Source organism: Collinsella sp. (assembly GCF_052346665.1).
In the GTDB taxonomy this organism is placed as follows: domain Bacteria; phylum Actinomycetota; class Coriobacteriia; order Coriobacteriales; family Coriobacteriaceae; genus Collinsella.
On record NZ_DAWDUX010000021.1, the window covers coordinates 1 to 18,927 of the forward strand.

Consider the following 18,927-nt stretch of genomic DNA (forward strand, 5'->3'; position numbering starts at 1 on the left):
AAACCTCCCATCTCGAGGACTTTATTTTCCAGTCCAAGAAATGGGAGGCAGTTCAGACCCCGCAGCCGCTCTGCCTTTTGCGCATCCAGGCGTGTGATGAGCACCCGCTCCTGTCCGACGGCAAGCATCGCGGAAACGATGCCGGCAATCTGTTCGGGTGTCTTCCCCGCCCCGTATATCACTTCGGACACACCGGTGCGAACACCTCGTTGGTTGTCAACGCAGGCGTATTCGAGGTCGGTCACCGCATCCACGCGAACCTGATGTACCAGCTCCTCGGGCGACATCCGCCCATCCGCAACAGCATGGGCAAGCCCTTCCAGTTCGTGTATCTCCATCAGTACCCCCCACAAGACCACCTATGGCAAAACGGAAATTACCTATGGCGTTCTGACGTTTCACTGTCCTCAACAAGACAATTCCCATAGACATTTTTAAGGGAGAGCCGAGGCATGGACCGACGGCGGCCCTCCTATTTCCAACAGACGCTTAGAGCAGCGCCTCCTCCCACGCGGCCTCTTTAAAGCCCGTGAGAACCGCGTTGTCGGTCACGATGATCGGGCGCTTGACCAGCATGCCATCCGTGGCGAGCAGGGCGTACGCCTCCTCGTCCGTCATGCCGGCGTCGAGCTTGGCCTTGATGCCGAGCTCGCGGTACTTCATGCCGCTCGTGTTGAAGAAGCGGCGCAGCGGCAGGCCGGAGCGCTCGTGCCACTCCGCCAGCTCCGCCGCCGTGGGATTATCCTCGACGATATGGCGATCGGTGTACTCGACGCCATGCTCATCCAGCCATTTCTTGGCCTTTTTGCAGGTAGTGCACTTGGGGTATTCGATAAACAGGACGGCCATGAGGGCTCTCCTCTCGTATTGGGTGCCAAACTCCTAACAGCGTACCCAACCCGTATAATGACAAGTATGAGAAACTCAGCTGACACATCCGATAACAGGCGACGCACGGCGCCCACGGTGCCGACCTCCCCCGGACGGCGCGCCGCGCTCTACGGCGTGCTCACCGCCGCCGCGCTCGTATGCGGCTACCTCGAACTACTCATCCCCCTGCCCGTCACCGTGCCCGGCGTGAAGCTGGGCCTGGGCAACGTCGTAATCCTCATGGCACTCGAGCGCCTGGGCGCGAAAGCGGGCCTCTTCCTCATGTTCATCAAGGTCATCGCCTCGACGCTGCTGTTCGCCAACCTGCAGATGCTCGTCTTTTCCCTGGCGGGCGGCCTGCTGTCCTGGGCCGTCATGGCACTCGCCGTGCGCAGCGGGGCCTTTTCCACCGTCGCCACCTCGGTGCTCGGCGGGCTCGCCCATAACGCCGGCCAGCTCATCGCCGTCGCCGTGCTGCTCTCCAGCCGCGTCGCGCTCGCCAACATGCCCGCGCTCGCCGTGTCCGGCGTCCTGTGCGGGGCCGCCGTGGGCGTTGCCGCCCGGCTCGTCCTGCGTGCACTGCCCCAGGAGGCATTCCATGGATAGGGAAAAGGGCACGCCGATCTCGCGGCGCGGGCTCATGTGCGGCGGCGCCTGCTCGACCCTCGCGCTGCTGCTCTCCGGATGCGCACGGCCCGGAAGCGGAGCCTCAGCCGCAAAACCCGTCACCGGGTCGACCTTCGCCTTCGACACCTACTGCACCTTCAGCGTCTACGGTGACGACGCAGCACCGGCACGTCTGGCCAAAGCATGTGCCCACTTCGACTCCCTCTTCGATCTCTATGACGAGAAGTCCGATATCGCCCGCATCAACGCGGCGGCAGGCAAACCCATTCGCGTGCACGCCGACACCGTCGACCTCCTGCTCGCCGCCAAAACGTATTGCGAGCAGGCGGACGGCCTGTTCGACATCACGATCGGCGCAGTTTCCACGCTCTGGGATTTCACCGAGGGCGTGCGCCCGGCACCCGAGACGATCGCCGACGCTTTGCCCCATGTGAATTGGCGCTGCATCGAGATTGACGAGGAGGCGCTCACCGTGCGTCTGGCCGACCCGCAGGCCAAGCTCGACCTGGGCGGCATCGCCAAGGGGTATGTGGCCGACCGCCTCTGCGATCTACTACGCGACGAGACGAGCGCCACCGGCGCCGTGCTCTCGCTCGGCGGCAATATTGCGCTGTTTGGGGAGAAGCCGAACGGCGAACCCTGGGAAACCGGCGTCCGCGATCCCAACGACCCCGGTGGCGACACCGTGGTGGGCACCGCGCGCGTCCAGGGAGGGTCACTGGTGACGAGCGGCCTGTACGAGCGCGTGTTTGAGCAAGACGGCGTCACGTACTGGCACATCCTCGACCCGCGCACCGGCGAGCCCGTCCAGACCGACGTTGCGAGCGTCACGGTGCTCAGCCCGTCCTCGACCGCCGCCGATGCGCTCTCGACCACGCTGTTCGTGGCCGGCAGCCGCCAAGGCGCCGAGATCGCCGACGCGCTCGAGGACACGGCGGCGTACTTCATCCTGCAAGACGGCGGCACCGTGGAATCCTCCCGCTGGCAGGAACTCACCGACTTCTCGTAACGGCGAGGTACGCGAACGGGCGCGCATGGGGCAGGTGCGAATTGCTCCGGTCAGCGCGGCGTTTGTGCGGCATGCGCGTGTAATGTCGAAAAAAACGACGTTGAAGCGCATCAGTTTCGACATTTCACGCACGTCGTTGTGTTGTGGCAGAAGTGCCGCCGCAGCTCGTCGCGCCGTCGGCGAAAGCGTTGACCGACGCGCAATTTGCACCCAGCCCCCATCAAAATCCCTTAATCCAGTTTCGCCTCGAGGGCGGCGATGCGACGATACTCATCGATGAAAAAGCGGGTCTGCTTCTCCATCATCATGGCGGTCATGAGGGTATCCTGCGCATGGACCATGATGAACGTCACATCCATCTCGGAGCCGCCCGCCTCCTGCGACAGCAGCTTGGTCTGTGTGTCATGCGCACCGATGAGAGCCTCCTTGGCGGAGGCGTGCAACTCCTCGGCCCGATCGAACTCCCCCCTGCGCGCGCAATCCAATGCCTCAATCAGATCCGTCTGAGCATCGCCCGCGTACGCGACGATTTCGAAACCGATCATAGATATTTCCTGCTTGGTAGCCATGCGCTCTCCTTAAGAAGTAAATCTGTAATTCTGATATGACACGCGATCGGTCAGGACTCGACGCTCCACAAGGGCCACGAGCGCGCCGTTCGCGTCGGACACATATCGAGTGATCGATAGCAGGACCCCGTCTTCGACGCCAAAGGCATCTCGCTCACCCGCTGTAATCGACCGTGCGTGATAGCTTTCGCGAACGGAAGACACACGAGGGCGAATCGCCATGAGTGTGCGGAGCACCGGCTCGGATTCGCAGTCCGGCAACGCGTTGACGTCGGATCGCCGCAAGTAAATGCTCTCAAGCGCGACGACGGAACCGTCGACAAGATACCGAACGTCGGTCCTGCACACTGATGCCCTGGAGGCCCCGCCGAACATTTGGACCGTCGACATCGCGACATCCGGCAGATCACGACAAACCAGTTCGCGAACGATCTCGCCCGGCTCCACACTCTCGCACTGAGCGAGCATATCGAAATCAAGCATGGACGAGGGCTCATCGACCGACGCCTCCGAGGCAATGAAAGAACCCTTGCCCTGAATGCGATAGATCAAGCCCCTCTGCTCCAGCTCCGCGAGCGCCTGACGCACAGTCGTTCGACTCACGGCGTATTCATCGCACAGCTCCTTTTCGGTGGGAAGTTGCTCTCCCTCGCCGCCGGCACCGACCACGTCGGAGAGCAGAGCGTCCACGAGCTGAACGTAAAGTGGCCGCTTTTCCCGAGAATCCAACACCGCTGCCCCCAATGTATCGCTCTTCCTGTGTCTTCGTCGTGGATAGTATTATACGGGCGGGACGCTCGCGCCTAGCGAATCACCGAGCGACTCGTCATGGCGAGCTGATGGCGAAGGCCGCGAATGGCGACGCCGAGCGTCCAAATGTTCTCGGGAAGGCAGCACCCGTTGAACGAGTCCCCGATGTGCTGCAGATGCGCTCCAGCCGCCTTCGCCGCAAGTCCGATTTGACGGATGGAGTCCGGGTCGCACGAATCTTGGCTTGTGCCGTTCGCCGCAAGGACAAGCACCTTCTCCTCGATGGGCTTTCCCTCATTGAACTTGTACACGTAATCGCAGATCTCGCGCAGGTCCTGCTCCTGGAAATGCGGGACGGTATACGGGGCGGGCACAAGCAAGATATCGACACCAAGCCCGATGAAGGACTTGGCGATCTCAAGGGTCATGACAGGCTCATCCACACCGGCCCCATGCATTTTGCCAGCGATGACCAGGCCGTTGAAATGCTCTTTGACAACCCTGACCGAATGAGCGATCGAGGCATTCGAAACGCCCGTGCCGGGATTGCCGGTGAGGCAGACGAAGTCGAAGCCGAGCTCATTCGCCCGCTCCAGCGTTTTGATGGAGACACGGCGCCCAACAGGAAGCTCGACGCGGGTCTCGACCATTTCGGTTTGGTCATCCACTGGCTCCAGATTCACACCGATCGCCCGTCCGCAAGCGCGCTTGACCCAAGAGATGGGGTTCTCTTCGATCCCCTCAGGCACGCAGGCAATCTCCGGGTCGAAGAGGTCGAGCGCGTTGAACATGAGCAGGTCCGCACCGGCATGCGCCTCGTACTCGGCATTGGTCGCACCCAGCAATAACGGGGAGCCGGGAACGTTCTCCGCCATGATGGTGCGCCCCTCCGACGCAAGAATCGCCTGCTTGAGCTCCATGGGCGTTGCACTCAGAAAGTCTGAGGCGTTGAAATTGAGAAGACGCTTACCTGCCATTGGATCACCTTTCATATAGTCATTCGAGCGTATAGACAATACCGCTCAATTGATACCTAATTGTTACAACAACTAAATAACTTGTCTGCATTCCATCGGTAAACGGTAGAAGGATCCATATCTTTTATTATTTTGGCAGGTATTTATCTTATTGATAAATGTAACTGCTACCGTTCACCGATATTGCCAAATATAACTTGACCTACAATTCCCGAGTGCTTTTCAATTATTGCCGACAATTTGTATCAGTTGTATCTTTCTTGATATGACCGATGCACACTAGGCTCGTTGATTCCGGACGCCGCAGCCTAGCGCCGACGAACGCGTACACGAAAGGACGTGACATGGACTCAATCGTCAAACTGCTGCAAAGGCATCAGGGATTCTTCGACAAGATCTCGAAGAACATGTACCTGGTGGCCATCAAGGATGGCTTCATATCGAACATGCCCATCATCTTGTTCTCCAGCTTGTTCCTGCTGATATCCACCCTTCCGGCATATGTCGGCATCACGCTGCCACAGGAGGCGCTTGACTTCTGCAACAAGGTGTATGCCTACACCATGGGCGTCTTCGGCATCATGGTCGCCGGGCAAACCGCCAACTCACTCGCCACCTCCATGAACCGCCGCATGCCTGCCGGAAAGGCGATCAACCCCAGCTCGACCATGATCGCGGCCATGTGCGGCATGCTGTTGCTCTCCGTGACCAACTCCGTTGTCGCCGTCGACGGAGTTGACACCAGTGTTTTCGACACCGGCTTCATGGGCAGCAAGGGCGTCGTCTCCTCGCTCATCTCTGCGTTCATCATCGTGAACGTCTATAAGTTCTGCATCTTGCACAACGTGACCATCAGGATGCCCAAGGAGGTTCCCGGCACGATCGCCCAAAGCTTCCGCGACATCTTCGCTTTCGGCTTCTCCATCATCATCTGCGCCGCAATCGACTTCGTCTGCCGCGCCACCATCGCGACGCCGTTCGCCAACCTCGTGTCCACGTTGATGTCGCCCTTGTTCTCCGCCGTCGACTCTTATGCCGGCATGGCGTTCATCTCCGGCGCTGTCGCACTTTTCCAGTTCATGGGCATCCACGGCGCATCCGTCGTCATGACTCCGCTCAACGCCGCCCTCTATGGCAACCCGACCATCAACCTCGAAGTGTTCCAGGCGGGCGGCCATCCCACCCTTGCCCTCACGCAGGACTTCACGAGCTTCATCTCCGGCCTGGGAGGATCGGGCGCAACGTTCGTCGTTCCGATCATCCTCATGCTTCTCATGCACTCCAAGCAGCTGCGCGCCATGGGTAAGGCCTCCGTCATTCCCACCATCTTCGGAGTCAACGAGCCCGTCATTTTCGGTATGCCCATCGTATTGAATCCTTACATGTTCGTCCCCTTCCTTCTCGCCCCCATGGCCAACGCCGTCATCGGCAAGGCATTCATTGACTTCCTCGGTATGAACGCCCCCATCTACACCCTGCCCTGGGCGCTTCCCGGACCGGTGGGCATCTTCCTCACCACCAACATGCAGGCCATTTCCCTGCTGCTCGTGGTCGTGCTCCTGGCAGTGGACTTCGTTATCTACTATCCGTTCTGCAAAGCATATGACCTTAGCCTCATCGCCGAGGAGGAGACCGGTGCCGAGGGAGAATCCATCGAACCGGTTGTCGACACCAAAGCCATCGCCGACAAAATGAAGAGCACGGGCGAGCAGATCAAGGTTCTCGTCCTGTGCCAGGGAGCCGGCACGAGCGCAATGCTCGCCAATGCCCTGCGCGAAGGAGCTGCTGCCGAGGGAATCGACCTGGTTTCGAACTCCGGCGCGTACGGCAGCCATTATGAAATCATGAGCAAGTACAACGTGATCGTACTTGCACCTCAGGCTCGCACGTATTACGAGGATATGAAGGCCGATACCGACCGCCTGGGCATCAAATTGCTCACGACCCGCGGTAAGCAGTACATCGACCTCACGAACGACCCGAAGGGCGCTATCAACTGGATCCTCGACGAACTCAACGAGGACAAGTAGTCACCACGCACCGTTACCGCCCCAAACCGAAGCGGCCGTCTCATCCGAGACGGCCGCTTCTTTTCAGGCTTTTGAACGATCGCACGCAAGGAGACGGCACGTTTACGCCAAGGCCTATTCGAGACGTTAGAACTCGCCGATCATGCGGACCTCGGGCTCGAGGTCGACGCCGAACTGTGCCTTGACCTCGGCCTGCACATGCTCGATGAGGCCGAGCACGTCCTTCGCGCTCGCGCGGCCGGTATTCACCACGAAACCGCAATGCTTCTCGCTCACCTGCGCATCGCCCACGCGCGCGCCGCGCAGGCCCGCGTCCATGATGAGCTTACCGGCAAAGTAGCCTTCGGGACGCTTGAACGTCGATCCCGCGCTCGCCATGTCGAGCGGCTGCTTTGCCTCGCGACGTGCCTGGTAGTCGTCCATCGCGGCTCGGACCATGGCAGGGTTACTCGGCGAAAGTTTGAAGGTAGCGGAAAGCACGATGAGTCCGTCATCGTGCACGCGGCTCTTGCGGTACCCCAGATTGAGGTCGCGCGCCTCGAGCGTCACGACCGACCCGCGATTGCCCTGTTTGCTCGGCACGTACACGCGGACCGACTCGAGGACGTCGCCCATCGTACCGTCGTACGCGCCGGCGTTCATAAAGCACGCACCGCCCACCGTCGCGGGAATGCCCCACAGCGGCTCCATGCCGGAGAGCCCCTCTTCGGCGGCGGCGAGGGCCACGTCACGCAAAAGCGCGCCGGCCTGGGCAGTCACGCGCCAGCCGCCGGCGTCGACCTCAACCTGAGCGAGATTGTCACGCAGGAGCACAACCACACCGCGAATGCCGCGATCACCCACGAGCAGGTCCGACCCGTTACCCACGATCGTCACCGGAACATCACCCAAATAGCAGGTGTCGAGCACCTTGACGAGCACCTCGGGGGTGCGCGGCGTCACGAACACGTCAGCCGGCCCGCCAATATGAAACGTCGTGTAATCGCGCATGGGCTCGGTCATGAGCACATTGTCCTCGCCGGCGATTCCCGCCAACACACAGAGCAGCTCTTCGCTCACATACTCGTGCTCGTGCATAAGGCCCTCCCAATAGGTAGGTGAAACACAGTCACACCCCACTATACCCAAGCACCCGCCCCCTCCCACGCGACTCCATAACCCTTTCGAGGAGCTTCGCAATGGGGGAGCCCGGGCGCGGGGGAGCTTGGCAAAGCAAACATTCCGCAGGCTGCCGAGCAACGCTCGGCAACGAGGACGTTTGCGTGCCAAACTCCCCCGCGCCCGGGCTCCCCCATTGCGCCCCGCAGAAAGGCGCGTTATAGTCGACATGTTTCAGGGCGGGGTGCAATTCCCCACCGGCGGTAAATGTGCGGCGTATTCCTCGCCAAGCGCATGAGCCCGCGAGCCGCAAACAGCGACCGACCCGGTGCGATTCCGGGGCCGACGGTATAGTCCGGAGTGAAGAAACGGAAGGTATTCCCATGAACAATGCTATCGATTCAAAGAAGATCGCCCTCGCGGCGCTTTTCACCGCGGCCTCGCTCATCTTGAGCTTCGTGCAGATCCCCATCTTCCCCGCCGCGCCTTGGCTCATGTACGACCCCTCGGGCATCGCCTGCCTTATCGCGGCGCTCGCCTTTGGCCCCAAGCTCGGAGCCGCCGTCGCCATCATCTCGTGGATGCCCCGCGTGTTCCTCGATCCGTTCGGCGCGCCCATGGGCATGCTCTCTACCTGTGCATTCGTCATCCCCGCGGCAATCATGTACGCAAAAGGCGGACATTCGCGCCGCGCATCCGTTGTTGGCATGGCACTCGGCTCCGTGGTATCCGTTGCGCTTGCATGCGCGATGAACCTCGTGGTGACACCCCTCTACACGGCCATCACCGTCCAAGAGGTCGCGGCCATGATCCTGCCGATCCTGCTGCCCTTCAACATGCTCAAAATGATCATTAACACCGCTGCCGGCCAAGTGCTGCTCGCGCCGTGCGCAAACGTCCTCAAGGCACAGGGGGCAATGCGCTCGTGACCGCCGACGCCATCGTCTTCGAACACGTACACGTCACGTACCCCGGCGCTGCGACCGAAGCCCTCAACGATATCTGTCTGCGCGTCCCCAGCGGGCAACACCTCTGTATCTTGGGCGGCAATGGGTCGGGTAAGTCGACCTTGCTCCAACTCGTCAACGTCTTGACCATCCCAACGGCGGGCCGCGCCGTCATTCACGGCATGGACACGAGCGACCCGTGTCGCACGCTTGCCATACGCAGCCGGACCGCGAGCGTCTTTCAGCATCCTGAGGACCAAATGGTGACGAGCGTCGTGGCTGACGACGTCGCCTTTGGTCCGGAAAACCTGTGCACCCCCCAGCCGGAGATCGCGAAACGCGTCGACGCCGCCCTCGCCGCCGTCGACATGGACGAACGCTCGCAGAGCGACCCCGCCGATCTATCCGGCGGGCAGATGCAGCGCGTGGCGATTGCCGGGGCGCTCGCAATGAAACCGGAAATCCTGCTGCTCGACGAGCCATGCGCCATGCTCGATGCCGAGGGCCGCTCGAGCGTGCGAGGCATCATCGCCGAGCTCAGCGCCCGCGGCATCACCATCTTGCATGTAACCCACTTTATGGAAGACGCCCTCGCGGCCGACCGCGTTCTCGTGCTCGATCACGGACGCACGGCGTTCGACGGCACACCGAGCGAGCTCTTCTCGCAGCCTAAACTGGTGGAGAGCCTCGGTCTCGAGGTGCCGAGCGCATGGAGCGTAAGCGCTGAGCGCTCTGGCGAAGCAGGAGCCCACGGCGGCGCGGAAGGCCACGGCAGACCCTCCAACCAGCAACGTGCCGCGGCGGCAACGCGCGCCGACAGCGCAGCCGAGCCCATCGACAAGCCCAGCGTCGTGTTCGATCACGTCTCGTTCTCCTACGCAAAAGCCGTGAACCCGCGCAATCGCACGCGCCGCCGGAGGCTGTTCGGCGTCCGCGGAAGCAGCGACGCTTCCCGCAGCTCAGTTCCGCTCGCGCTCGACTCCCTCTCCTTCCAGGCGCGGCCCGGCACCATCACCGCTCTCATTGGGCGCACGGGATCGGGCAAGTCGACCACCGCCGAGCTCGCTTGCGCCCTCAAGCTCCCCACCCGGGGAACGGTACGCATCGAGGGCATCGACACCGCCGACCTTGCGCGCCGCGGCGAGCTTCGTCGCAGCGTTGGATACGTGGCGCAACTCCCCGAGCGCCAGCTGTTTGCCGAGACCGTCTTCGACGATGTCGCGTTTGGCCCGCGCAACCTCGGGGTGCCGTCGGACGAGATCGACCGACGCGTGTGCGACAGCCTGCGCTCCGTCAACCTCGAGCCCACCGAATCCCTCCTGCAGGCGTCGCCCTTCGCGCTCTCGGGAGGCCAACAGCGCAGCGTCGCGATCGCCGGCGTCCTGGCGATGGGACAACCCATCCTCGTGCTCGACGAACCCATGGCGGGCCTCGATCCCGCCGGACGCAAACACATCCGGAGGCTTCTGAAGCAGCTCAAGCAGGATGGGACCACACTGATTATGGTCACCCATAGCATGGAAGACGTCACCGAGCTCGCCGACCAGGTCATCGAGCTCGACCGCGGCCGCCGTATAGACCATGCGGAGGTGAGCCGCCATGGCACTACGCGCTAGCATCGGCCAGTACTATTCCGCCGATTCGCCCGTCCACCGGCTCGACCCTCGGGTGAAGCTCCTTGGGACCGTTGTCTTTATGGTGAGCTGCTTTTTCGTGAGTTCCTTGCCCACACTGCTCCTTGCGGCGTTGGCCGTGGGCGGCGCCGTGGCCTGCTCCCATGTGCCCGCGCGCCGCCTCCTGTCGCAGATCCGTCCCATCGCGCTCTTCCTCGTGGTCACCTCGCTCATCAACCTTTTCTTCGTCCAATCCGGCGAGGTCGCCTTAAGCATGGGGCCGTTGCACATCCATTGGAGCGGCGTGCACGCCGCCGTGCTCTACACCGCCCGTTTCTTCCTGTTGCTCCTTGCCGGGTCGCTCCTCACCCTCACCACCACGCCCGTCGCGCTGACCGACGCCGCCGAGTACCTGCTCGCCCCGCTGGAGCGCGTGGGCGTACCCGTGCGCCAGGGAACGCTCGTGCTCTCCATAGCCCTGCGCTTTGTGCCCACGCTCTCGCAGGAGGCCGAGCACATCGTGGCGGCGCAAACCGCTCGCGGCGCCGATCTGGAAAACAAGGGCGCGCTCGCCTATGCGCGGGCATGCGTACCGCTCATCGTTCCGCTATTCGCCAGTGCCCTTCGCCATGCCGAGAACCTGGGGCGCGCCATGGATGCACGCTGCTACACCGGCGGCGAACGAACGCACTACCACGTGATGCGGCTCGTCGCGAGGCGCGACGCCCCCGCGATCGCAGCGCTTGCACTGTACCTTGCGGCCCTCATCGCGTTCAGCATGCGGTAACCGTCCCTCTCCGCACCACGACCATGTCCATTGGCCGACGCGTTTCCGTGAAATTTATACCGTGCCCATTATCTTGCGGTATCCTTTATCCCTGATATGTGGCGTACATCATTCACAGAACCAAACGGAGCACCCATGTCGCACATTCCCAACGCGCCCGCCTCGGAAGTCGAGAAGCAGGAGCGCATTCAGAACGCACTTTTCAACGTGGGCTATAATGCCGAGTTTTCGCGCCGCGGTGCCATCAAGGCGGCACTTGCGCTGACCGCTTCCGCCGTGCTATTCGGCCTGCCCGGACGCGCCTATGCTGCACGAGCCTCGCAAAAGACCCTCGACGCACTCGCCACGGCAGAGGAGAAGCTCGCCGCCGTGGAAGCCGAGCTCGAGCAGCTCGCCGCCGAGTTCCAAGCGCTAAGCCTGGAGCAGGAAAAAACCATCGCCCAGATCGATGACGTCCAAACCCAAATCGACGAAACGCAAGAGCAAATCGAAGAGAAGCAGCAGGAACTCGAGGACAAGCAGAACGTCCTCGCCGGCCGCGTGTCCGACAGCTACAAGGACGGCCCCGGCAGCACCCTCAAACTCCTGCTCGCCGCGAAGTCCTTTGACGAGTTGCTCTCCAACAGCCGTTACGTCGAGAAGATCAACGATGCCGATAAACAGGTCATCAGTGAGATCCAGCAGATCCGCGAGAGCCTGGAGCAGCAAAAAGCAGAACTGGAGCAGCAGAAGACCGAGCTGGAGACCCTCAGGCAGCAGCAGGCCGACCAGCTCTCCGACATGCAGGCCAAGCAAGGCGAAGTCCAAACTTTGGTCGATGGCCTTTCCAGCGACGTCAAAGAGCTCATGGCCCAGCGCGATGCCGAATACCTCGCCGCGGTCGAGGAGGAGCGTCGCCAACAGGAGGCTCAGCAGCAGCACCAGCAGAGCGGCGGGGGAACGACGTATCTGCCCGGCAACGCCCAGGTCTCCGGCTCGTCCCGCTCGCAGGAGCGCGTGGTTTCCTGCTGTTACGCCGTGCCGAGCCCCGGCGCCGGATATTGCGCCATGTGGGTCTCGCGCGTGTTCGCTGCGGCGGGCTTCTCCTACCTGGGCGGCAACGCTAATGACATGTACAACCGCTGGTGCACGAGCTCCAACAAGGACAACCTGCGCGTGGGCATGATCGTCGCCGTCTCCACCTACTCCAAGAACACCATGGGCCGCATCTACGGCCACGTGGGCATCTACGTGGGCAACAACACCGTCATGGAGAACATCGGCGGGATCGCCTCCACCAACCTTGACCGTTGGATCTCCTACTACGGTGACACGGTGAGCCCTCGCTGGGGCTGGGCGGGCGGCTGGGCCCTCGAGTAGCCCACATCCAACAGGTCTTGTGAACAACGCCTGCCGCATGAAGCCATCTTGGCATGCGGTAGGCGTTTTGCGTTAACGCGGACCGCGAGACGCTCAACGGACGGGGCAACCATGTGAAGCGGTATACTCTCCCCAGCATCATCCCCCGAAAGGAGCGCTTGCATGACCCAGACCCTCACCCCTGCCGATACCTGCGTCCTTGTTACCGGCGGTGCCGGATTCATTGGCTCCCACACCGTCGTCGAGCTGCTTCAGCGCGGCTACCAGGTTGTCATCGTCGACGACCTGTCGAACGCCTCGGCCAAGGTCGAGGACCGCATCAAGACCATCGTCGGCGACCAGGCCGCGGCCAACCTCACCATGTACGTCGCCGACGTCAACGACCGCGAAGCTCTCGAGCGCATCTTCGACGCCCATCGCATCGACCGCGTGATCCACTTCGCCGGCTACAAGGCCGTGGGCGAATCCGTGGCCAAGCCCATCGAGTACTACAGCAACAACATCGGCAACACCCTCACGCTCGTCGACGTCATGCGCGGCCATGGGTGTAAGTCCATCATCTTCTCCAGCTCCGCGACCGTCTACGGCGACCCCGACAGCCTCCCGCTCACCGAGGAGAGCCCCAAGAAGATGGCCACTAACCCCTACGGCTGGACCAAGTGGATGATCGAGCAGATGCTCACCGACCTCCACACCGCGGACCCCGAGTGGAACGTTGTGCTGCTGCGTTACTTCAACCCCATCGGCGCGCACGCGAGCGGCCTCATGGGCGAGGACCCCAAGGGCATTCCCAACAACCTGCTGCCCTACGTGGCACAGACCGCCATCGGCAAGCGCGAGGCCGTGCACGTCTTTGGCGATGACTACCCCACGCCCGACGGCACCGGCGTGCGCGACTACATCCACGTGTGCGACCTGGCCTCCGGCCACGCCGCCGCGCTCGCATGGATGAACGGCCGCGAGGGTGTCGAGGTGTTCAACCTGGGCACCGGCCGCGGCACCTCCGTGCTCGAAATCATCCGCGCCTTTGGCAAGGCGTGCGGACACGAGGTTCCTTACGTCATCGACCCGCGCCGTCCCGGCGACGTAGCCGAGAACTACGCCGACTGCTCCAAGGCCCGCGAGCTCATGGGCTGGGAGGCGCAGTTCGACATCGACGACATGTGCCGCGACGCCTGGAACTGGCAGTCTCACAACCCCAACGGCTACGAGGGGTAAGGAGACTCCGCTTCCGCCGCCGGCCATCGGCACCAATGTCCGGCGGCGATGGCGAGGGGCAACATGCGCGCGCAATGCAGCGTATCCATAGCGAACCCGAACGGGGCGGCTTGAAGTCGCCCCGTTTTGCTAGCATGGGACAATGAGAGTCTCGACGGGAAAGGCTGCACATGAGCAACACGAACGAGCACGCGGGTGATCTTTTCCTCGCATACCTGCGCGACAAGCTGCCCTTGGTTGAGCGCGCCCTGCGCGATGCCGACGCTACTGCAATGGCCGCGGGCGACGTCGCTCCGGCCGCCGATCTCGACCGGTACCTCTACGGACCGCTCGCACACTTCACCGCGGGCGGTGGCAAACGCGTGCGCCCCGTCCTCGCGCTGCTGGGCGCCGAGGCCGTAGGGGGCCGCGCCGAGCAGGCCCTTTCCTCCGGCGTCGCGATCGAGCTGTTCCAGAGCGCGGCACTCATCCACGACGACATCGCCGACGCGAGCGAACTGCGCCGCGGCGAGCCCTGCTTGTACATCACCGAAGGCGAAGGGCTGGCGATCAACGCCGGCGACCTGGCGCTCACGCACGTGTTCGAGGTCGTCCTCGGCGACACCTCGCTCGAGCCGGAGCGGCGCGTCCGCGTACTCGAGGAGCTCGTGCGCATGGAGCGCCATACGCTCGAGGGACAGGCGCTGGACCTGGGATGGGCGCGCGATGGCCGCTGGGACGTGACGAGCGACGACTACCTATATATGATCGAGGGCAAGACCGCCTGGTACACCGTTGCGAGCCCGCTGTTCATCGGGGCCGTCACCGCGGGCGCGGACGCCGATGCGGCCGCTGGCCTCATCGAGCTGGGCCGACCGGCGGGCCTTGCTTTCCAGTTGCAGGATGACCTGCTCAACCTCGTGGGCGACGCCGACGCGCAGGGCAAGGACTTCCGCAGCGACATCACCGAGGGCAAGCGCACGCTCGCCGTGGTCTGGGCGCTCGAGCACCTCGCGCCCGAACCGCGCGCGGAACTCGTCTCGCTGCTCGAGGCCAAAGCCACCGACGCCGCCGATCTGGCCCGGGCCGTCGAGCTCATCGACCTGGGCGGTGGCATCGAGATGTGCCGCGACCTCGCACGTAAGCTCGCCGACGAGGCGCAGGAGCGCGCACGACAGCTCACCGAATGCGGCACCATCACAGATAAGGCTGCCGACCTGCTCATCTCCATGGCGGATTTTTTCATCAACCGCCGCGCGTAGCCCATAAAGCAGCGCAATGCAAGAACGCCTTCTGTGCTTCCCTTTGCGGGGCCTACTTTGCCCGTGCGCGCACGCGACGATACAGCAGGCCACCCACGGCGACGAGCAGTGCAGACGCAGCCAAAACCACGCCGACCATCACCCAATTGCCGCTACCCACGGCAGAAGCCGCAGCCGTCGAGGTCACGATGGACGGAATGCGACCGAACGTGGCAATAAGAACGACGGGGGTAAAGCACATCTTAGTGAGCCCGGCGAAATACGTGAGGAAGTCCTTCGGCGTGCCCGGAATGAGGAAAATGACGAGCATCACCAGCTCAAGACGCTTGGCATTGTTGAGCCAAGAAAATCGGTCGAGCAGACTTCGATCGAAAAACAGCCCCACCAAGCGCCAGCCCCAACGGCGCGTCGCCCAGTATATTGCCGAAGTCGCAACCGCCGAAGCCACGAGACACAACGCCGTACCCTCCCAAAAGCCAAAAGCGTAGCCACTCGCCAACTCGACGGGTTCGCCGGGCAGAAACGCCAAGAAGATCTGCGTCGCGTTGATTCCCAGCATGGTGAGTCGGCTCATCACTGCGTTATCGGCGACGAAGGCCCGCACTGCCTGCGGGTCCGCAAGCCATGTAAGCACGCTCGGGAGATACTCCCAACACGCAGCGGCGATTCCAATCGCGGCGACGGCGAGGACGATTATGACACGGCGACGGAGGGTCTTTCGGCGGGCGTCGAGATCGTTTTCGGACTCAGCCTCCGCCGGTGCGAAACCCGCTACAGGCATCGCATCTGCAGCCAGTGACGCGGAGGCCGCCCGTACTCGAGCCCCATCCGCCTCGGGCCTGGCGCGACGACGCAACTCGCTCAGGACACCCGAATCCACGCGGCGCGCAGCTCCCCCGCAGGCAACCTGGCCGACGTAGCTTTCCGCTTCGGGCTGCATTTCCATCATCGCGATCCCTCCTTGGTTTTAGGACAAGGATAGTTTCTCAGCCGCGTGTCTACCTTTTGTCTACCAGCGATGACAATTCAGTAAGCCTTACGTTAAGGTAAGCCTTTCTTAAGGTAAGGTCGGCGCATCACCGAGAACAAGCTCCCCCTTCTTCAACCTTATGCAGGAACGCGGTCACCCCTCTCGCTCCGCGCCATCCACGTCAAACGTCGCAGTCACACATGCGCCACCCATCTCACCGTTCGCCAAATCAAGCGTACCGCCGTGCAGCCCACACAGGATGCTCGACACGTTCAGCCCCAAGCCAAAGTGCTCGGCAGACTTGTTCTCGCTGAAAAACGGATCGCATCCGCGGCGTAGCGCCTCGGGCGTGAAACCCGGACCGTCATCGCTCACGCGGAGGACGAGCTCGCCCTCCCGTACGACTGCCTCCAGCCCAACGACACCGCGCGCGTGTCCGCACGCGTTGCTCAGCAGGTTATCGAGCACCTCCTCGACGAGAGAAAGGTCGACATACGCGAGGCCGCTCCCCATATCCGCGGCATGCGGGCTGGGCCTCTTCACGGTCGACATCGCCGACTCCACCGTCGGCGTCGCCAGCGCCATGTCCGTCCCCTCGCATGGAACCGGCGGCATCTCCCGCTTCACGTGCAGCTTGAGGCCCTCGCCACGTGCCGCGACAACCTCCGCGGCATGGGCGGCGAGCTCGTCAACGAGCTCGCTTGCCGGCATGATGCGGCGCTCGACGGGCCGATCCTCCAGCTTGGTGAGTCCGCCCATTTCTGTAGCGTATCGTTCAAGCCTCATCACCTGCGACGAAAGCGCGTTAAGCGACTCCTCTGCAAGCGCATCCCCACGGCGCAGGCGCATCTGCGCCATCTCGACCGTGCCCTTGAGTACCGTAATCGGCGTGCGCATATCGTGCGCGAACGCCGCATTGAGGCGGCGGCGCCCTTCCGCCGTGCGCCACAGCTCCCGCTGGGCATCGAGCAGCGAAGCCCTCATGTCTTCGAGCGTCTCCGACAAGCGGCCGAGCTCCTTGCCCCGAACCCGCTCAATCGAAAAGTCCAAGTCTTGCCCGGCTATGCGCTCCGCGGCACCCGAGAGCTCGCCCAAAGGATCGGCGATATGCACCCGATAGAACCTACGGAACGTGATCCAGCCCAACCCGCCGTAGGCCAGCACCGGAGCAAGGCCGGTAGCAATCGCCAGAATCCACGGCATGGGGCCGGCGGGGCGCTGGGACGCCGCATAATATGCGGTGTTCGAGACGAGGTTCTCGCCAAAGGTCTCCTCCAGGTCCGCGCCGGTCATCGACTCGAACAGCTCGACACTCTGCAGGCGATTCGCGCGGCTAAGCTCGTCATATCGCGCCAGATTGTCCGCGGAGATCGAGTTGTTCACCTCGAGGACCTCCTCCTGCGGATACCATTCGTTGTAATTGAGACCCCAGTCGTACAGCTGGACCTGTCCGTCGCGAACCATGTCGACCGTCGCGTGTATCACGCTGGCCGCATCCGCACCCTCAGGCGCGTAATCGTCTCCGGCCTCCCAGTCCCCCGTGGCGATGAACACCGCAAGCGGACCGTTGCCCGGCAGGTCAAGCTCGGAGGCGGGAAGCAATTCTCGCGCCACGGGGTCATAGATATATGGCCCCGAATCAACCACGCCGCGCTGCGTCAGACCGTTTTCGAACGTCACCTCAAGTTCGTAGTAGCCGTTGTTCCAGGTGGAAAGAAGCTCGATGAGCCCCAGCGTCAGCACCGTGGCGACCGCGAGGTACGCGCCCAGATACACCGTGAACGTCAGGCCGAGCGGGCGCGTGCGCCACCATGCGCCAAGGCGCTCCCGGCGGGGAAGCCGCTTGAGGGCCTCGCGCTCACGCGCCCGGCTTTCGCGACGCGACGCGCGACGGGCGCGGCGCTCATCCCCGCGCGCAGCCAGCCGGGAATGCCATCCGCCCGCATCTCCCGCGCGCCTCACTTGGCCACCCACTTATAGCCGACACCCCAAACCGTAGCAATGGGGTCTTCGGCCACGCCCGCGGCGGCGAACTTGTTCCGGATGCGACGGATGTGCTCGCGGACCTGCGAGGGGTCGCCCGCGGCGTCCCAGCCCCATACGCGCTCGTATATGGCATCTCGGTCGAACACTTGGCCGGGGCGTTTGCTCAGCAGGGCGACGATGTCGAACTCAAGTTTGGTGAGGTCGACGGCTGCCGTGATCGAGTCATCCGCCTCGTATGGCTGCCGCCCGCCGTTCGCTCCGTGGACCTCCACAACCCGCTGCGCGTAATCGATGGTAAGTTCGCTAAAGAACCGTGCGGCATTGCCGCTTTTGCCGCCACGGGCCCTCCCCTCGCGCGCCATGTGGGCCGCCACACGACGACCCAGCACCTCAAGGGAAAAGGGTTTGAGCACGTAATCGTCGGCGCCGGCGGCGAAGCCATCGAGCTGGTCCACGTCCTCGACGCGGGCGGTCAGAAATATGATGGGACAGCTCACGTGCTCGCGCAGGCGACGACAAACCTCAAAGCCGTCCATACCCGGCATGTTCACATCGAGCAGTATGATGCCGAGCGCAGATTCGGCCGAGGCAGCGGCAAGCGCCTCTGCGCCGCTATGCGCAGTCGTGACCTCGTAACCCTCCATACGGAAATACTCCGCAAGCATATTCGCGATATCGACCTCGTCATCAACGACCAGCATGTGCATGGCGCCCCCTCCACTCTTCCAACAGCAAGACGCGCCCAGGTGCCCGGGCTTCGCGCCGCATAATCTCCCACCCGTAATCTTGCTCCAAATTTGTCTACTCCTTGTCGAGAGTTAACTCTCGGGGAGCTTTTGTCGACTTACGCACGAAAAAGCGCCGCGAAAGTTAACT

17 protein-coding genes, 1 pseudogene and 1 riboswitch are annotated in these 18,927 nt (G+C 62.8%); of the genes and pseudogenes, 9 read left to right on the forward strand and 9 right to left on the reverse strand.

The features are described from left to right. A pseudogene (locus ACT8II_RS05240) lies at positions 1–338 on the reverse strand (hypothetical protein); the annotation flags it as partial. Between the two features lie 151 nt (positions 339–489). Further along, the gene (locus ACT8II_RS05245; protein ID WP_118652749.1) at positions 490–849 is read right to left on the reverse strand and encodes an arsenate reductase family protein; all 360 of its coding nucleotides are present in this window, start codon (positions 847–849) and stop codon (positions 490–492) included. Between the two features lie 66 nt (positions 850–915). Between ACT8II_RS05245 and ACT8II_RS05250 the strand changes: the two genes are divergently transcribed. Together ACT8II_RS05250 and ACT8II_RS05255 are read left to right on the forward strand one after the other, a co-directional pair. Then, positions 916–1,476, forward strand: coding sequence for a Gx transporter family protein (locus ACT8II_RS05250; RefSeq protein ID WP_233546030.1), 561 nt, complete (start codon positions 916–918; stop codon positions 1,474–1,476). After that, on the forward strand, positions 1,469–2,506 hold the full coding sequence (locus tag ACT8II_RS05255; RefSeq protein WP_118652747.1) for an FAD:protein FMN transferase: 1,038 nt from the start codon (positions 1,469–1,471) through the stop codon (positions 2,504–2,506). The genes ACT8II_RS05250 and ACT8II_RS05255 overlap by 8 nt, the downstream gene beginning before the upstream one ends. A 230-nt stretch (positions 2,507–2,736) precedes the next feature. On the opposite strand, the gene ACT8II_RS05260 is transcribed toward ACT8II_RS05255, so the two are convergent. From ACT8II_RS05260 to ACT8II_RS05270, 3 genes are all read right to left on the reverse strand, one after another. After that, positions 2,737–3,075: a PTS lactose/cellobiose transporter subunit IIA gene (locus ACT8II_RS05260; protein ID WP_118652745.1), complete on the reverse strand. Its 339-nt coding sequence runs from the start codon at positions 3,073–3,075 to the stop codon at positions 2,737–2,739. Between the two features lie 9 nt (positions 3,076–3,084). Further along, positions 3,085–3,765: a GntR family transcriptional regulator gene (locus ACT8II_RS05265; RefSeq protein WP_304292337.1), complete on the reverse strand. Its 681-nt coding sequence runs from the start codon at positions 3,763–3,765 to the stop codon at positions 3,085–3,087. Positions 3,766–3,878: 113 nt separating this feature from the next. Further along, positions 3,879–4,802: a DUF7916 family protein gene (locus ACT8II_RS05270; RefSeq protein ID WP_118652741.1), complete on the reverse strand. Its 924-nt coding sequence runs from the start codon at positions 4,800–4,802 to the stop codon at positions 3,879–3,881. Between the two features lie 344 nt (positions 4,803–5,146). On the opposite strand from ACT8II_RS05270, the gene ACT8II_RS05275 reads away from it, so the two are divergent. Further along, on the forward strand, positions 5,147–6,832 hold the full coding sequence (locus ACT8II_RS05275; protein WP_294123195.1) for a PTS lactose transporter subunit IIBC: 1,686 nt from the start codon (positions 5,147–5,149) through the stop codon (positions 6,830–6,832). A gap of 126 nt (positions 6,833–6,958) precedes the next feature. On the opposite strand, the gene murB is transcribed toward ACT8II_RS05275, so the two are convergent. Then, entirely contained in the window at positions 6,959–7,909 is a 951-nt protein-coding gene (murB, locus tag ACT8II_RS05280; protein WP_294160086.1) for a UDP-N-acetylmuramate dehydrogenase, read from the reverse strand. Positions 7,910–8,156: 247 nt separating this feature from the next. Continuing rightward, a riboswitch (FMN riboswitch) is annotated at positions 8,157–8,305 on the forward strand. An 8-nt stretch (positions 8,306–8,313) separates the two neighbouring features. On the opposite strand from murB, the gene ACT8II_RS05285 reads away from it, so the two are divergent. From ACT8II_RS05285 to ACT8II_RS05310, 6 genes are all read left to right on the forward strand, one after another. Then, on the forward strand, positions 8,314–8,859 hold the full coding sequence (locus tag ACT8II_RS05285; RefSeq protein WP_118652735.1) for an ECF transporter S component: 546 nt from the start codon (positions 8,314–8,316) through the stop codon (positions 8,857–8,859). Next, entirely contained in the window at positions 8,856–10,493 is a 1,638-nt protein-coding gene (locus ACT8II_RS05290; protein WP_443813218.1) for an ABC transporter ATP-binding protein, read from the forward strand. The genes ACT8II_RS05285 and ACT8II_RS05290 overlap by 4 nt, the downstream gene beginning before the upstream one ends. Continuing rightward, entirely contained in the window at positions 10,477–11,277 is an 801-nt protein-coding gene (locus tag ACT8II_RS05295) for an energy-coupling factor transporter transmembrane component T family protein (RefSeq protein WP_443813220.1), read from the forward strand. Before ACT8II_RS05290 ends, ACT8II_RS05295 begins: the two co-directional genes overlap by 17 nt. A 135-nt stretch (positions 11,278–11,412) precedes the next feature. Next, on the forward strand, positions 11,413–12,636 hold the full coding sequence (locus ACT8II_RS05300; protein ID WP_118652729.1) for a coiled-coil domain-containing protein: 1,224 nt from the start codon (positions 11,413–11,415) through the stop codon (positions 12,634–12,636). Between the two features lie 162 nt (positions 12,637–12,798). After that, a complete protein-coding gene (galE, locus tag ACT8II_RS05305; protein WP_294160093.1) occupies positions 12,799–13,854 on the forward strand; it encodes a UDP-glucose 4-epimerase GalE in 1,056 nt (351 codons plus the stop codon). 170 nt (positions 13,855–14,024) lie between these two features. Then, positions 14,025–15,095, forward strand: coding sequence for a polyprenyl synthetase family protein (locus ACT8II_RS05310; RefSeq protein WP_443813222.1), 1,071 nt, complete (start codon positions 14,025–14,027; stop codon positions 15,093–15,095). A 52-nt stretch (positions 15,096–15,147) separates the two neighbouring features. Here the strand turns inward: ACT8II_RS05310 and ACT8II_RS05315 are convergent, their stop codons facing one another. The 3 genes from ACT8II_RS05315 to ACT8II_RS05325 form a co-directional block, all read right to left on the reverse strand. Then, on the reverse strand, positions 15,148–16,044 hold the full coding sequence (locus ACT8II_RS05315; RefSeq protein WP_443813224.1) for a TVP38/TMEM64 family protein: 897 nt from the start codon (positions 16,042–16,044) through the stop codon (positions 15,148–15,150). Positions 16,045–16,218: 174 nt separating this feature from the next. Next, on the reverse strand, positions 16,219–18,027 hold the full coding sequence (locus ACT8II_RS05320; protein WP_443813226.1) for an ATP-binding protein: 1,809 nt from the start codon (positions 18,025–18,027) through the stop codon (positions 16,219–16,221). Then, positions 18,024–18,758, reverse strand: a complete 735-nt coding sequence (locus ACT8II_RS05325; protein ID WP_294123744.1) for a response regulator transcription factor — start codon at positions 18,756–18,758, stop codon at positions 18,024–18,026. Before ACT8II_RS05325 ends, ACT8II_RS05320 begins: the two co-directional genes overlap by 4 nt. Positions 18,759–18,927 lie beyond the last annotated feature (169 nt).